13 protein-coding genes and 5 tRNA genes are annotated in these 14,654 nt (G+C 29.9%); 15 read left to right on the plus strand and 3 right to left on the minus strand.

Annotated elements, in window-relative coordinates; all coding sequences use genetic code 11:
* Nucleotides 1–9 precede the first annotated feature (9 nt).
* The 9 genes from dnaB to ACUSRV_RS15025 all read left to right on the plus strand — a co-directional run bounded on the left by dnaB (nt 10) and on the right by ACUSRV_RS15025 (nt 4,365).
* The gene (gene dnaB, locus ACUSRV_RS14985) at nt 10–1,338 is read left to right on the plus strand and encodes a replicative DNA helicase (RefSeq protein WP_490142779.1); all 1,329 of its coding nucleotides are present in this window, start codon (nt 10–12) and stop codon (nt 1,336–1,338) included.
* Between the two features lie 38 nt (nt 1,339–1,376).
* Nucleotides 1,377–1,865, plus strand: a complete 489-nt coding sequence (locus ACUSRV_RS14990) for a ferritin-like domain-containing protein (protein ID WP_490142780.1) — start codon at nt 1,377–1,379, stop codon at nt 1,863–1,865.
* A 179-nt stretch (nt 1,866–2,044) separates the two neighbouring features.
* Entirely contained in the window at nt 2,045–2,251 is a 207-nt protein-coding gene (locus tag ACUSRV_RS14995; protein ID WP_490142781.1) for a DUF1858 domain-containing protein, read from the plus strand.
* A 280-nt stretch (nt 2,252–2,531) separates the two neighbouring features.
* Nucleotides 2,532–3,815 carry an adenylosuccinate synthase gene (locus ACUSRV_RS15000; protein ID WP_490142782.1) on the plus strand — a complete coding sequence of 428 codons (1,284 nt, stop codon included), beginning with the start codon at nt 2,532–2,534 and terminating at the stop codon, nt 3,813–3,815.
* Between the two features lie 118 nt (nt 3,816–3,933).
* Nucleotides 3,934–4,009: transfer RNA gene (locus ACUSRV_RS15005), tRNA-Lys, on the plus strand.
* 17 nt (nt 4,010–4,026) lie between these two features.
* A tRNA-Glu gene (locus ACUSRV_RS15010) sits at nt 4,027–4,101 on the plus strand.
* A gap of 6 nt (nt 4,102–4,107) precedes the next feature.
* A tRNA-Val gene (locus ACUSRV_RS15015) sits at nt 4,108–4,183 on the plus strand.
* 5 nt (nt 4,184–4,188) lie between these two features.
* A tRNA-Asp gene (locus tag ACUSRV_RS15020) sits at nt 4,189–4,265 on the plus strand.
* A gap of 25 nt (nt 4,266–4,290) precedes the next feature.
* Nucleotides 4,291–4,365: transfer RNA gene (locus tag ACUSRV_RS15025), tRNA-Thr, on the plus strand.
* Between the two features lie 38 nt (nt 4,366–4,403).
* On the opposite strand, the gene ACUSRV_RS15030 is transcribed toward ACUSRV_RS15025, so the two are convergent.
* On the minus strand, nt 4,404–5,399 hold the full coding sequence (locus ACUSRV_RS15030; RefSeq protein ID WP_490142783.1) for an ATP-binding protein: 996 nt from the start codon (nt 5,397–5,399) through the stop codon (nt 4,404–4,406).
* A gap of 8 nt (nt 5,400–5,407) precedes the next feature.
* Nucleotides 5,408–6,460, minus strand: a complete 1,053-nt coding sequence (locus ACUSRV_RS15035) for a DnaD domain protein (RefSeq protein ID WP_490142784.1) — start codon at nt 6,458–6,460, stop codon at nt 5,408–5,410.
* 102 nt (nt 6,461–6,562) lie between these two features.
* On the opposite strand from ACUSRV_RS15035, the gene ACUSRV_RS15040 reads away from it, so the two are divergent.
* From ACUSRV_RS15040 to ACUSRV_RS15065, 6 genes are all read left to right on the plus strand, one after another.
* Nucleotides 6,563–8,032 (plus strand): M1 family metallopeptidase, encoded by a 1,470-nt coding sequence (locus tag ACUSRV_RS15040; protein ID WP_490142785.1) that lies wholly within the window; start codon nt 6,563–6,565, stop codon nt 8,030–8,032.
* A gap of 88 nt (nt 8,033–8,120) precedes the next feature.
* Nucleotides 8,121–8,912, plus strand: a complete 792-nt coding sequence (locus tag ACUSRV_RS15045; RefSeq protein ID WP_490142786.1) for an MBL fold metallo-hydrolase — start codon at nt 8,121–8,123, stop codon at nt 8,910–8,912.
* A gap of 12 nt (nt 8,913–8,924) precedes the next feature.
* The gene (gene rlmH / locus ACUSRV_RS15050; RefSeq protein ID WP_490142787.1) at nt 8,925–9,404 is read left to right on the plus strand and encodes a 23S rRNA (pseudouridine(1915)-N(3))-methyltransferase RlmH; all 480 of its coding nucleotides are present in this window, start codon (nt 8,925–8,927) and stop codon (nt 9,402–9,404) included.
* A gap of 375 nt (nt 9,405–9,779) precedes the next feature.
* The gene (gene nifV / locus ACUSRV_RS15055) at nt 9,780–10,943 is read left to right on the plus strand and encodes a homocitrate synthase (RefSeq protein WP_490142788.1); all 1,164 of its coding nucleotides are present in this window, start codon (nt 9,780–9,782) and stop codon (nt 10,941–10,943) included.
* 5 nt (nt 10,944–10,948) lie between these two features.
* Nucleotides 10,949–12,874, plus strand: a complete 1,926-nt coding sequence (locus tag ACUSRV_RS15060) for an aconitate hydratase (protein ID WP_490142789.1) — start codon at nt 10,949–10,951, stop codon at nt 12,872–12,874.
* A 23-nt stretch (nt 12,875–12,897) separates the two neighbouring features.
* Entirely contained in the window at nt 12,898–13,890 is a 993-nt protein-coding gene (locus ACUSRV_RS15065; RefSeq protein WP_490142790.1) for an isocitrate/isopropylmalate dehydrogenase family protein, read from the plus strand.
* Between the two features lie 62 nt (nt 13,891–13,952).
* Here ACUSRV_RS15065 and ACUSRV_RS15070 read toward each other — a convergent pair whose 3' ends face one another.
* A complete protein-coding gene (locus ACUSRV_RS15070; RefSeq protein WP_490142791.1) occupies nt 13,953–14,498 on the minus strand; it encodes a glutathione peroxidase in 546 nt (181 codons plus the stop codon).
* Nucleotides 14,499–14,654 lie beyond the last annotated feature (156 nt).

Here is a 14,654-nt window from a genome sequence, read left to right on the forward strand (position 1 = left end):
GGTGATATAATGGAGGATAGGATGAAGATTCCTCCACATAGTGTGGAATCAGAACAATCTATATTAGGATCTATACTATTGGATAAGCATGCTATGATTACAGTTTCTGAGATTATAAAACCAGAAGATTTTTATAAAGAAGCGCATAAAATAATATATGATGCTATGATGTCTTTGAGTAATAAGGGTGAACCTATAGATTTAATAACATTAACAGAAGCATTAAAAAAAGATGATAGTTTGGATATAGTAGGGGGTATAAGTTATTTAACCAGTTTATCAACTATTGTTCCTACAACATCTAATGTAAAGTATTATGCAGATATAGTAAAGGAAAAGTCAGTATTTAGAAAGCTTATAAAGGCATCTAACGACATACTAAATTTAGGCTACAATAATGCTACAAAGATAGAAGATATATTAGAACAAGCAGAAAAGAAAATATTTGATATATCTCAAGAAAAAACAAGTGATGATTTTAAGGGTATAAATGAAGTTCTAATGAGTGCCTATGACTCATTAGAAGACTTGTATAACAACAAGGGTGGAGTAACGGGAATAACAACTGGGTTTACAGATTTGGATAAAAAAATAAATGGATTACAAAGAACAGATTTAATATTAATTGCAGCTCGTCCTGCTATGGGTAAAACTGCATTTTCTCTAAATCTAGTTCAAAATTCAGCATTACAAGCAGGAATATCAGCTGCAGTATTTAGTTTGGAGATGTCTAAAGACCAATTAGTTCAACGTATGTTGTCAGCACAGTCAACTGTAGAATTAAAAAAACTAAAGACTGGAAATATAGATGAAAATGATTGGCCTAGAATTATAGATTCTATGGCTGTATTATCAAACGCAAAAATATTTATAGACGATACTCCAGGTATAACTATAACAGAGATGAGATCTAAGTGTAGAAAGCTTAAAATAGAAAAGGGATTAGATTTAATACTTATAGATTACCTTCAACTTATGGAGGGTGATGGAAGAAATGAAAGTAGACAACAAGAAATATCTAAGATATCAAGATCTTTAAAAATGTTGGCAAAGGAATTAAATTGTCCTGTTGTAGCATTATCTCAGTTATCTCGTGCGCCTGAACAAAGATCAGATCATAGACCTATGTTATCAGACTTAAGAGAATCAGGAGCTATAGAGCAGGATGCTGATATAGTTATGTTTTTATATAGAGATGAATATTATAATCCAGACTCAGATCGTAAGAATATAGGGGAAGTTGTAATAGCAAAAAACCGTCATGGAGAAACTGGGACAGCAGAATTAGTTTGGTTAGGAGAAATTCAGAAGTTTGCTAATAAAGCTAGAGAAATGTAAATTTATAATAAAAAATTAAAATACAGGGGGTTAATATTATGAATAGTTATTTAAACGAGTTAGAAACATTAAAAATTGCAGAAAACATAGAAACAGAAGGCTTAAGATTTTATACAGAAGCTATGAACAAAGCAGAAAATGATGAAATAAAAAATACCTTTAAAATGTTAGCAGATGAAGAAAAAGGCCATGCTACATTATTTGCTAAAATATATAATGAAGCTAAAAAAGAAAGCCAAAGTAATGATGATTATATATATGACGAAACTACTTCAGCGTATCTAAAAGCTTTAGCAGATTCAGCATTATTTAACACTAAGGGTATAACTAATGAGAAGCTAAAGGATGTTAAAGATTCTAAAGAAGCTCTTCTTATGGGAATACAAGCAGAAAAAGACGCAATATTATTATATACAAAGATGTATCAAGTTTCAAAATTTGAGAATACTAAAAAATATCTAGGTGAACTTATAAAAGAAGAAAATGATCACTTAGAGAAGTTAATGAAAATATACAAAAATATGTAGATATCCATATAGTTATCCACATAAAAAACTTTGAAATTTGTTGTATAATATGTGGATACTTTTTATAATTTTATCTAAAGATTGAAATATCCACAAAAAACTATACACAATATCCACATATTAGCTGTTGATAAATATTTATGATATGTTAAAAACTGTAAAGTATGGAGGAAAATCAATTGTTTAAAGTTACGAAGTATATGACTGTATCGGAAGTTTTAGCTAAAGATAAGGGATCATCTCAGGTATTTATAAACAATGGATTAAATTGTTTAGATTATCCAGTATCACAAGATGAAAGTATAGAACATGCATCAATAGAGTATGAAGTAGATGTTAACAAATTAGTAGAAGATCTTAATAACTATTTTTTAATAATAAAATAAATAAAGCAAGCAATATGCTTGCTTTATTTTAGTTTGAGGGAAAACATCCACAAAAGAAGAAGTTATTATAAAGTGTTCGAAGTCATTAAAGGATATAAGAATAGCATTCAGTTATTATGTAAAAAATAATGAAGTATGTATAAAAGAGTTTTAAAAATGTGCACAAGGTTGAAAAACACATACTAAATGTATAAATATAACTAAAAGGTTTGAAGTTATATCGAATGTTTGATAAAATGTATGAGTATAGTGTTCGAAATTAATTATAGAGGTGAATAATATGAAAACTGTTGCTATAGTAGGATCTCAATGGGGAGACGAAGGAAAAGGTAAAGTTATAGACTATTTAGCTAGACAAGCTAATGTAGTAGTAAGGGGTCAAGGTGGAAATAATGCAGGCCATACATTAGTTGTAGGTGATAAAAAGTACGCTCTACACCTAATACCATCAGGTATACTAAACCCTGAAACTATAAACATAATAGGGAATGGTGTAGTATTTGATCCTAAAGGATTTTTGGAAGAATTAAAGAAACTTAAATCTGATGGGATAGATACTAAGAATATAAAAATAAGTGATAGATCCCATGTTATATTCCCTTATCATAAAGAATTAGATGCATTATCTGAAAATGCAAGGGGAGAAAACAAAATAGGAACTACAAAAAAAGGCATAGGACCTTGTTATATGGATAAAACAGAAAGATCAGGAATAAGAATTTGTGATTTAATGGATAAAGATATATTTGCATCTAAACTTAAACAACAAATAGAAAGTAAAAATCAAATAATAGAAAAGATATATGGTGGACAAGGATTTAAGTTTGATGATATATATGAAGAATACATAGGATATGCGGATAAAATAAGAGGATATGTAGATGATACATCCGTAATATTATATGAAGCTATAAAGTCTGGCAAAAAGGTATTATTTGAAGGGGCTCAAGGTACTCTATTAGATTTAGATTTAGGTACTTACCCTTATGTTACATCTTCTCATCCAACATCAGGAGGTTTCTCTATTGGGGCAGGAATAGGACCTAATATGATAAAAGATGTAGTTGGAATTGTAAAAGCATACACAACAAGAGTAGGAGAAGGACCTTTTGTGACAGAATTGTTTGACGAAACAGGAGAGAGAATAAGAACACAAGGTCATGAATTTGGAACTACTACAGGAAGACCTAGAAGATGTGGATGGTTTGACTCTGTAATAGTTAGATATGCCTCAAGGGTAAATGGACTAACAAGTATATCATTAATGTTATTAGATGTATTAACAGGATTTGACAAAATTAAGATATGTACAGCATATAAATTAGGAGATAAAATAATAAAAGATTATCCTGCATCATTAGAAGACTTAGCTAAATGCGAACCAGTATACGAAGAATTAGATGGATGGAACGAAGATATATGTAATGTAGAAAATTACGATGATCTTCCAGAAAACGCAAAAAATTATATTAAAAGAATAGAAGAGATAGTAGAAGTAAGTGTAGATATGATATCTGTAGGTCCTAAGAGAACTCAAACAATAATTAGAAAAAATATATTTTAATGTATTAAAAGCTGTTAATTTTATTAACAGCTTTTTTTATTAAAAAAATTATAATAATATGTTGACATATGTCGATAAACCTAGTAATATATATAAATGTGAGTGGCACAAATAATATGACCCATTAGCTCAGTCGGTAGAGCACCTGACTTTTAATCAGGGTGTCCCGCGTTCGAGTCGCGGATGGGTCACCATATAATAAATTTAATAAGGCCCATTGGTCAAGCGGTCAAGACACCGCCCTTTCACGGCGGTAACAGGGGTTCGATTCCCCTATGGGTCACCAAAATCCGGGATTATAGCTCAGCTGGGAGAGCACCTGCCTTACAAGCAGGGGGTCACAGGTTCGAGCCCTGTTAATCCCACCATTTGCGGCCTGGTAGTTCAGTTGGTTAGAATGCCAGCCTGTCACGCTGGAGGTCGAGGGTTCGAGTCCCTTCCAGGTCGCCAAAATAACTTTCCCAAAAGTGTGCATGCTAGTGTGGCTCAACGGTAGAGCAGCTGACTTGTAATCAGCAGGTTGTAGGTTCGATTCCTATCACTAGCTCCAATAAAAAATAACCTTAGGTATATACCTAAGGTTATTTTTTATTGTTTAATTTTGCTTTCCCATCTTAAATCATTTCCTACAAACTTAATCACTCTAAAGCTATCTAAGATTCTAGACAAGGTTCTTTGAGTATAAACTTTACCTATTTCCATAGGTGATAAATTTGTAGATATTATTGTCTTTTTTCCTTCAACCAATCTTGAATTTACTATATTAAATAATTCACTATTAGTAAATGAATTAGTAACTTCTGTCCCTAAATCATCTATTATGAGTAGATCACACTCAAATAAGTTTTTATAATTTTCTTCATTAATTATGTTATTGCCTTTTTTAAACTTGTAACTTTCTAATATATCCAGTATTTTAAATGATGTCTGATATATTACAACAAAACCTTTATCTAGAAGTTCCTTAGCTATACAGTTACACATAAATGTTTTTCCTAATCCTGTTGTTCCATAAAAAAGTAAATTTTCTTCATTATCATTTTCAAACTGTAAAACGAAATTTTCACATATAGATAAAATAGTTAAAATATTTTCTCTAGGGGATATAGTACTATTTTCTGATTTTGCATTAGAAAATATAGATATATCAAAGTTTGAGAAGTTTTCTTTATTTAATAACCTATCTAAATTAGACATTTTATAAGCTTCATTTATTATTTCTTGCTTAAGGCAATTGCACTTTTCCCCATTAGATAAAAATCCTTTATCTTTACATGAATCACAGTAATACTTTAATTCTAAGTATTCAAGAGGTATTCCATATTGAGATAATATTTCTTCTTTTTGTTTTTTTAGACTATCCATATTATTCTTAGACTCAAGTACAAGATGTTCTCGTTTTTTAGGATCTAATAAAACGGCTCTTGTTAATTTCAGGCCTGTTTTAGATATTTCTTCATCAATTTTTTTTATTTCTGGTATTTTATCATAAACTTCTTGTTTTCTTCGTTGAAGTGCATAATCGTTATTATCTCTTCTTCTTTCATATTTTAAGAGTATTTGCCTCAACTTACTATCGTTCATTTAATCACCTACTTAAATTTTTCTCTTTGGCTAGCTTCTATTAATTTTTCAAGCTCTTCAGGACTATACTTTGTAAAAGTTTCTTCAAAGTTATGGAATTTAGTTTTTGTATAGGTATTTTGTTGCTTATATTGTTTTGGTTGACTATACTGTTTCGATTGGTTATTTTGAATATTGTCCTTCGATTCTACATCTTTTACTTTTTTAAATCCTTTTTCATTCCAGCTTTTTAGTACTCCGTTTATATACGCTATAGAAGGATTTGAGGTGTTCTTAGACTTTGAACAGGCTTCTAATATAAGTTCTATATCAAAGTTCATTTTATCAATCCAACTATCTATAATTTCCTTTTCTGACTTAGAAGGCTCTCTAGAAAAACCAAGTTCATTAAATATAGTTTTATATATAATATATCTTTCGTTTTTCGTTGATAAAGAGTTTTGTAAATCTTCGGGAGTATATATCTTGGCATCATACCAATTACGTATTATACCTTCTATATAATTAACTGTTTTTACTCCTCTTTTTTCCTTTGCAAACTCATATGCCATTTTTATCATATCTGGATTCATATTATATTTATCCATCATATCTAATATTTGAATTTTTTCATTTGGAACCAAAGGTCTATTTATTGTCTCATTTATAGAATTAAACATTTTTTGGACTTTTGGATTTTCATTTATAGATACTAAATCGTCTGTATTTCCTTTTTTAGGTTGGTTAGGGTTTAGTATATTTTCTATATATAATTTCTTTAAATCTAGAAATTCAACAGAGTAATCATATTCACTTTTTTCATAATTTTTCTGTTTCCTTATAATACCTTTGGATTCCCAAAAATCCCAAGCGGATAACACATCTGATAGAGGTACATTTAAATTTCTAGCGATAGAATTATTATTAAAATTAGGGTTATAAGATGAGTCACAAGCATATCTATATCCTAAGAGATAAACTTTGACGTATAACCCATTTGCCATAGGCATAAATATATCTATGAATATATTGTCAACATGAGTTTCGCCTAAATCTATCTCATTGACTTCTTTAATGAACATACAAATCACCTCAGCATAAATTATAACATAAAATACAGTACAAAATTAGGTTATAAAAAATTAAAAAAATTATTCATTATTATATTAAGGAGGGAAAGTATTTTGATCATTGTAATAACAAAAAGGGCAAGGAGAATATTTAGTTTATTAGTATGTATAACTATATTAATATGTGGATTAGTTATATTTAATAAAAGCGAGAAAGAGATATCTGTTTTTAATAACTTAAAAGAAGAAACAATTAATAATTACAGAATTAATGCAATATTTGATGAAGAAAGTAAGCGAATTATGTCTAGTCAAGTAGTTACATATGTAAATAATACAGGAGAAGATCTAAATAATATATATTTTCATATATACCCTAATGCCTTTTCTAAACCAGAATATGCACCTTTTGAAAAAGGTGAATTAAAACAGGCATATCCAAAGGGATTTAATGAAGGATACATAGATATAAAGAGAGTAGCTAATAAAAATGATATATTAGATTATAAAATAATGGGATCTAAAGAAGATATATTAGAAGTTAAGTTAGACAAGAATCTAAAAGCAAAAGACAAAATAGAAATAGAATTAAAGTATACAGTAAAATTACCAAACTCAGTAGGTAGATTTGGGTATGGAGATGATACGATAAATGTTACTAACTGGTTTCCTATAGCCTGTGTTTATGATGAGAGGGGTTGGAATACAAGTAGCTATGAACCTATAGGAGATCCGTTTTATAGTGATGTAAGTGATTATCAGGTGGACATACTAACTCCTAAAAAGTATGTTTTGGCCACCACTGGAAATATAGAAGATAAAAAGGTTAGTGAAGAAAGAACATTATATAAAATTAAAGCAAATAATGTTAGAGACTTTGCATTTATACTAAGCGATAAGTTCAAGGTAAAGTCAGACTATGTAGGTAAGACGAAGGTGTTTAGTTATTATTTAAATGAGGGTATGGGAGATATATCTTTAGATATGGCAAAAGAATCGATAAAAGTATTTAATAAATTATTTGGCCAATATCCATATGGAACTTATTCTGTTATAGCGAGTGATTTCTTTATAGGTGGAATGGAATATCCAACATTAGTTATGGTAGACAAAACATTATACAATGATAAGAGTAAGTTTATTTTAGAGTATATAATAGCACATGAAACAGCTCATCAATGGTGGTATTCAACTGTAGGTAATGATGAAATAAGTGAGCCGTGGATAGATGAGGCTTTAACTGAGTATTCTACTGTATTATACTTTGAACAGAAATATGGCAAAAACGCAAAACAGGAACTAATGAATCAAATGATTTACCAGTCAAAAAACCATTCAGTAGAAGATATATTTAAACCTACTACAGAGTACAAAGATTCTATAGATTATAGCTTAGGGGTATATACTAAAGGAGCAGTAGTATTTGATAATATAAGAAAAGATATTGGAGATGATCTGTTTTTTGAAACTCTTCAGCAATACTACAAAATGTATTCTTTTAAAAACGTAAGTGGAGATGAATTTGTTAAAATTTGGAGCAAGAGAGGAATAGATATAAATAAAATGATAAGTCAATATAAATAAATTTCCATTAATAAGTCTTTGAATTTTTATTCAAGGGCTTGTTTTTTTGGTATAATATATCCTATGGCATGACGGAAAGGAGAACATTATGTTTAAATATTGTTCAGTAGGAAGTGGAAGCAGTGGTAACTGTCATTATGTAGGAGATAAAAACACTAATTTATTAATAGATGCGGGATTAAGTGGAAAAAGAATAGAAACAAATTTATCTAAGGCTGATATAGATATAAAAACTGTAAAGGGAATACTTATAACCCATGAACATTCAGATCATATAAAAGGCGCTGGAATATTGTCTAGAAAACACGATATACCTATATATACTAATAGAAATACGTGGGAATCAATGAAAGATAAAATAGGAAATGTAAAAGAGCATAATATAAAAATATTTGAAACTAATAAACCATTTGAAATAGAGGACATTCTTATAAAACCCTTCTCGATAGATCATGATGCAGCAGAACCTGTAGCATATAGCTTTCATAATGGTAAAGAGAAAATATCAATAGCAACTGACCTAGGCTGTATAAATGATAATATAAGGGAAAATATATTTGATTCTAAATTAGTAATTTTAGAATCAAATTATGATGAAAATATGTTAATGATGGGATCTTATCCTTACTATCTCAAAAGAAGGGTATTATCGAATAAAGGTCATCTATCTAATGAAGATGCTGCAAATTTCTGTATTGAATTAATAAATAAGGGAGCACAGACAATATTACTTGCTCATTTAAGCAAAGAAAATAACTTCCCTGAACTAGCATATGAAACATCTAAAGGGATACTGAGTGAAAATAATATAAAGGTTGATAAAGATGTAAGACTTAAGGTCTTATTAAGAGAAGAACTATCGGGATTATATGCTGTGTAGAGGAGTATCTATATGAATATAAAAATAATAAGTGTAGGAAAAATAAAGGAAAAATATATTAAATTAGGTATAGATGAGTTTAGTAAGAGATTATCTAAATACTGTAAATTAGATATAGTAGAGGTAGATGATGAAAAGGCACCAGAAAACTTAAGTGAAAAAGAAATGGATATAATAAAGTATAAAGAAGGTCAAAAAATATTAAGTAATATAAAGAATAACAGCTATGTAATAGCTTTAGCTATAGATGGAAAAAACTTATCGTCTGAAGAATTAGCTCATAAAATGAGTAACTTAAGTATAAGTGGAAATAGTAATATAGCCTTTGTAATAGGTGGATCCTTGGGTTTATCTAAAGATGTTTTAGATAGATCTGATTTTAAGTTGTCGTTTTCAAAAATGACATTTCCTCATCAACTTATGAGACTTATTTTGTTAGAACAAGTGTATAGAGGATTTAGAATAATTAAAAATGAACCATATCATAAATAATTTTTATGTAAACATATTGTATTTAAAAGGGACTAACTTTAATAAAGTTAGTCCCTTTTTGCATATAGAAATCATATTATTTGTTTAATAATCTCTTAATGTCGAATTTTTAAAAATGAAAGATTATTAAAATAAGATTCATTTATTTATATTTTTAAAAAAATTGAAAAAACATATTGCACATTTAGAAAAACTGAAATATAATGTGTTTAAGGGAAAAACAAGCAAATTAATTTGAAACAAAATGAGCTGAAAAATGAATTGAAATTTAGACAAACATTCAAAAATAAATAATGAATTGAATATTTAAAGACCAAATATGTATATTTTATGACTTACATAATATCTAATAAAACTAAGGGGGTAAAGATAAGTATGTGTATAATAAATAAGTTAAATTCTAAGAAAATAAAAATAGTAGATACAACGTTAAGAGATGGGGAACAAACTGCAGGTGTTGTATTTGCAAATCATGAAAAGGTTATGATAGCGCAAATGTTAAGTGACCTTGGAATAAATCAATTAGAAGTTGGAATACCAGCTATGGGTGGAGATGAAAAGGATACAATTAAAGCTATATGTAAAAGAAACTTAAAGCCTAGTATTATGGCATGGAATAGGGCAGTAATAAAAGATATAGAACAATCTATTGATTGTGGTGTAGATGCTGTAGCTATATCAGTATCAGTATCTGATATTCATATAAAGAATAAATTAAAAACATCTAGAGAATGGGTAATAGAAAACATGGTAAAGTCTGTTGAGTATGCAAAGAAAAATGGATTATATGTATCTGTAAATGGAGAAGATGCATCTAGAGCAGATTTAGATTTTTTAACACAATTTATAGAAGCTGGGAAAAGTGCAGGAGCAGATAGATTTAGATACTGTGACACTGTAGGTGTAATGGAGCCATTTACAATTAGAAAAAATATAGAAACATTATATGAAAGAACTAAATTTGATATAGAGATGCATACTCACAATGATTTTGGAATGGCAACTGCAAATGCTTTAGCTGGGGTAGCAGGAGGAGCAAGCCATATAGGTGTTACAGTAAATGGATTAGGTGAAAGAGCTGGAAATGCAGCTTTAGAAGAAGTATTAATGTCCCTTAAACATGTCTATGGATATGGAATAAATATAGATACTAGAAAATTTAAAGAGTTATCTGAATATGTTTCACGAGCATCGGGAAGAGAACTTCCTGCATGGAAGGCAATAGTTGGAAGCAATATGTTTAGACATGAGTCAGGTATACATGCAGATGGAGCTTTGAAGAACCCTACAAACTACGAAGCATTTGATCCAAGTGAAGTAGGGCTTGAGAGACAAATTGTAATAGGTAAACATTCAGGAAAAGCTGCTATAGTAAATAAATTTCAAGAATACGATATTGAGATTTCAGATGTTATAGCAAATGAATTATTAGAAAAGGTTAGATCTTTTTCTATAGGAATTAAGAGAAGTCTATTTGATAAAGAAATAGTTCAGATATATTATGACTTACTAAATAATAAAAATTTGAATAGGGGGTAAGAACATTGGGAGAAAATTTGGTTTATAAAATTTTAAGAAAACATTTAGTAGAAGGAAATCTTACCCCTGGTAATTCAATAGGGATAAAAATAGATCAAACGCTAACACAAGACTCAACAGGAACTATGGCATATCTTCAACTAGAAGCTATGGATATAGAAAAGGTAAAAACAAAGAGGAGTGTAGCATTTGTAGATCATAATATGTTACAACAAGGATTTGAAAATGCAGATGATCACAAATACATACAGACAGTTGCAGACAAACATGGAGTATATTTCTCAAAACCAGGAAATGGGATTTGTCATCAAGTATTCTTAGAGAGGTTTTCAACTCCTGGCGATACACTTCTAGGATCTGATAGTCATACTCCAACTGCTGGTGGGGTGGGAATGATAGCCATTGGAGCAGGAGGCGTTGATGTTGCTTTGGCAATGGCTGGAGGAACATATTATATAAATGCACCAAAGGTTTGCAAAGTAAATTTAATAGGCAAACTAAATAATATGGTATCTTCTAAGGATATTATATTAGATGTACTTAGAAAGGTAACTGTTAAAGGTGGAGTAGGTAAGATTTTTGAATACTGTGGAGATGGATTAAAAAAATTATCAGTGCCACAAAGAGCGACAATAACGAATATGGGAGCAGAGCTAGGGGCTACAACTTCAATATTTCCAAGTGATGAAAAAACATTAGAATTCTTTAAGTCTCAAGATAGAGAAGATGAATGGACAGAATTAAAGGCAGATGATGATGCAACATACGATGAAGAAATTACTATAGATTTATCTAAGCTAAAACCATTAGCAGCTATACCTCATAGTCCTGATAATGTAGATGAGATTGAAAATATTGGAGAAATTAAAATAGATCAAGTTGCAATAGGAAGTTGTACGAATTCTTCTTATGAAGATTTAATGAAGGTAGCTCAGATATTAAAAGGAAAAAAGGTACACAAAGATGTTAGTTTAGTTATAGCACCAGGATCTAGACAAGTTATGGAGATGTTGGCTAGAAATGGAGCCTTGGCGGATATAATAAGTTCAGGAGCTAGAATTTTAGAAAACTCATGCGGTCCATGTATAGGAATGGGTCAATCTCCTGGAACAGATGCAGTTTCCCTAAGAACATTTAATAGAAATTTCTATGGAAGAAGTGGAACATTATCAGCAAATGTATACTTAGTAAGTCCAGAAGTAGCAGCAGTAAGTGCTATACATGGAAAATTAACAGATCCAACAAAATTTGATGTTAAGTTTGAAAACTTAAATATAGATAGGTTTTTAATAGATGATAGTATGATTGTAAAACCATCAACTAATGGAGAAGATGTAGAAGTTGTTAGAGGCCCTAATATAAAACCATTCCCTGTTAATACAAAATTAGGAGAAAGATTAGAAGGGAAAATTATATTAAAAGTAGAGGATAATATTACAACAGACCATATAATGCCATCTGATTCAAAATTACTTCCATTTAGAAGTAATATACCTCATCTTTCAAATTATTGCTTTAACACTATAGATACAGAATTTCCTAAAAGAGCAAAGGATAATGATGGAGGATTTATAGTTGGAGGAGAAAATTATGGTCAAGGTTCAAGTAGAGAACATGCAGCTTTAGCACCTCTTTACCTTGGAGTTAAGGGGGTAATAGTAAAGAGCTTTGCAAGAATTCATAAAGCAAATCTAATAAATAGTGGAATAATTCCTATGGAATTTTCTGATGATAAAGATTATGAAGGATTAGATCTTTTAGATAAATTGGAAATAGTAGATATATTAGATAAGCTAGATTCTAATGAATTAGAAATAAAAAATACGACTAAAAGAAATTCATTTAAGGTTAAATTAGACTTATCATCAAAGGAAGTAGAGATACTAAAATCTGGAGGAAAGTTAAACTATACAAAGATGAAAACAGAGTAACTAAAGGATTGGAGGATTGTAGTATGTACACAGTGACGCTCATACCAGGGGATGGAATAGGACCAGAGGTATCAAAGGCTATGACAAAGGTAGTGGAAGCTACTGGAGTTAATATAGAATGGGAAGTAGTAAATGCAGGAGAAGGTGTGATGAATGAATATGGTACTCCCCTTCCAAAACATGTAATAGACACTATAAAAAAGAATAAGATTGCAATAAAAGGCCCAGTAACTACTCCTGTTGGCAAGGGTTTTAGAAGTGTAAATGTAACTCTTAGACAAGAACTAGATTTATATGTAAATTTAAGACCTGTAAAAAGTTTTAAAGGTATAAAGAGCAGATATGAAAATGTAGATTTGGTAATAGTTAGAGAAAATACAGAAGACTTATATGCGGGAATAGAGCACAGGCTCGGAAACTATGGAGCTGAAAGCATAAAAATAATAACAAGAGGAGCAAGTGAAAGAATAGTAGACTTTGCTTGTAACTATGTAAAAGATAACAATAGAGACAGACTAACGGCAGTTCATAAAGCAAATATAATGAAGTTATCAGATGGGTTATTTTTAGATGTATTTAGAGATGTAGCATCAAAATACGATATAGAATCGGATGATTTAATAGTAGATGCGGCTGCTATGAACCTTGTTTTAAATCCAGAAAAATACGATGTTATGGTAATGCCAAATCTTTACGGGGATATATTATCTGATTTATGTGCAGGTCTTGTTGGAGGACTTGGTATAATACCTGGGGCTAATATTGGTAAGGAATATGCTATATTTGAGGCAGTACATGGAAGTGCGCCTCAGATAGCAGGTCAAAATAAGGCTAATCCTACTGCCCTTATTCAGTCTGCAGTTATGATGCTTAGATATTTAGGCGAGTATGATAATGCAAAAAAGATTGAAGATGCTTTGTCAGAGGTATTTTTAAGAGGAGAAAAATTAACAATAGATCTTGGAGGTAGTTCTAGTACTGATGAGTTTGCTAATGAAATTTGTAAGTATATTTAAAACATTATATAAATAAAAAATTTGCCTTAAAATAATTAAAATCATTTTAAGGCAAATTTTATTTAAAGTAACTTTTCTATATGCTCCATAAGGTCCTTAGGCTCTGAAGTAGGCTCAAATCTATCGACTACATTTCCGTTTCTATCTACTAAAAACTTAGTAAAGTTCCATTTTACTGAGTTTCCTTCTAATAATTCTGGAAAGTTTTTTTCTAAAACATCAGATAAACCTTGACCAATTGGATGATTTAAGTCAAATCCTTTAAAAGGAACTGATTCGCTTAAATATTTAAATAGCGGATGAGCATTATCCCCTCTTACATCTGTCTTTTCAAATAATGGGAAAGTAACTCCATAGTTGATTAAACAGAAGTTTTTTACTTCGCTATTATTAGCAGGTTCTTGCTCAGCAAATTGATTGCTTGGAAAACCTAATATCTCAAGGCCTTGTGATTTATATTTTTTATATATTGCTTCAAGTCCTTCATATTGAGGAGTAAATCCACATTTACTTGCAGTATTAACTATAATCAATACTTTACCTTTGTATTGATCAAGTGATATTTCATCTCCATCTATTGTTGTTGCTTTAAAATCATAAACTGACATAACGATACCTCCATTTATTTTTTTAAAGGGCACATAAATAAAATCCCATATATTAATAATTTACCCAATATAATATTAATTAAACAACTTGATATAAAATAAACTAAAGGTAAAATAGTATAAGGGCGATAAATTATATAATAAATAAAGATAACA

This window comes from Sporacetigenium sp. TC11 (assembly GCF_058146105.1).

Coding starts and splice junctions, on each gene's coding strand:
- dnaB (WP_490142779.1), top strand. CDS start 10: ATGGAGGATAGGATGAAGATTCCTCCACATAGTGTGGAATCAGAACAA.
- ACUSRV_RS14990 (WP_490142780.1), top strand. CDS start 1,377: ATGAATAGTTATTTAAACGAGTTAGAAACATTAAAAATTGCAGAAAAC.
- ACUSRV_RS15000 (WP_490142782.1), top strand. CDS start 2,532: ATGAAAACTGTTGCTATAGTAGGATCTCAATGGGGAGACGAAGGAAAA.
- ACUSRV_RS15030 (WP_490142783.1), bottom strand. CDS start 5,399: ATGAACGATAGTAAGTTGAGGCAAATACTCTTAAAATATGAAAGAAGA.
- ACUSRV_RS15035 (WP_490142784.1), bottom strand. CDS start 6,460: ATGTTCATTAAAGAAGTCAATGAGATAGATTTAGGCGAAACTCATGTT.
- ACUSRV_RS15045 (WP_490142786.1), top strand. CDS start 8,121: ATGTTTAAATATTGTTCAGTAGGAAGTGGAAGCAGTGGTAACTGTCAT.
- rlmH (WP_490142787.1), top strand. CDS start 8,925: ATGAATATAAAAATAATAAGTGTAGGAAAAATAAAGGAAAAATATATT.
- nifV (WP_490142788.1), top strand. CDS start 9,780: ATGTGTATAATAAATAAGTTAAATTCTAAGAAAATAAAAATAGTAGAT.
- ACUSRV_RS15065 (WP_490142790.1), top strand. CDS start 12,898: ATGTACACAGTGACGCTCATACCAGGGGATGGAATAGGACCAGAGGTA.
- ACUSRV_RS15070 (WP_490142791.1), bottom strand. CDS start 14,498: ATGTCAGTTTATGATTTTAAAGCAACAACAATAGATGGAGATGAAATA.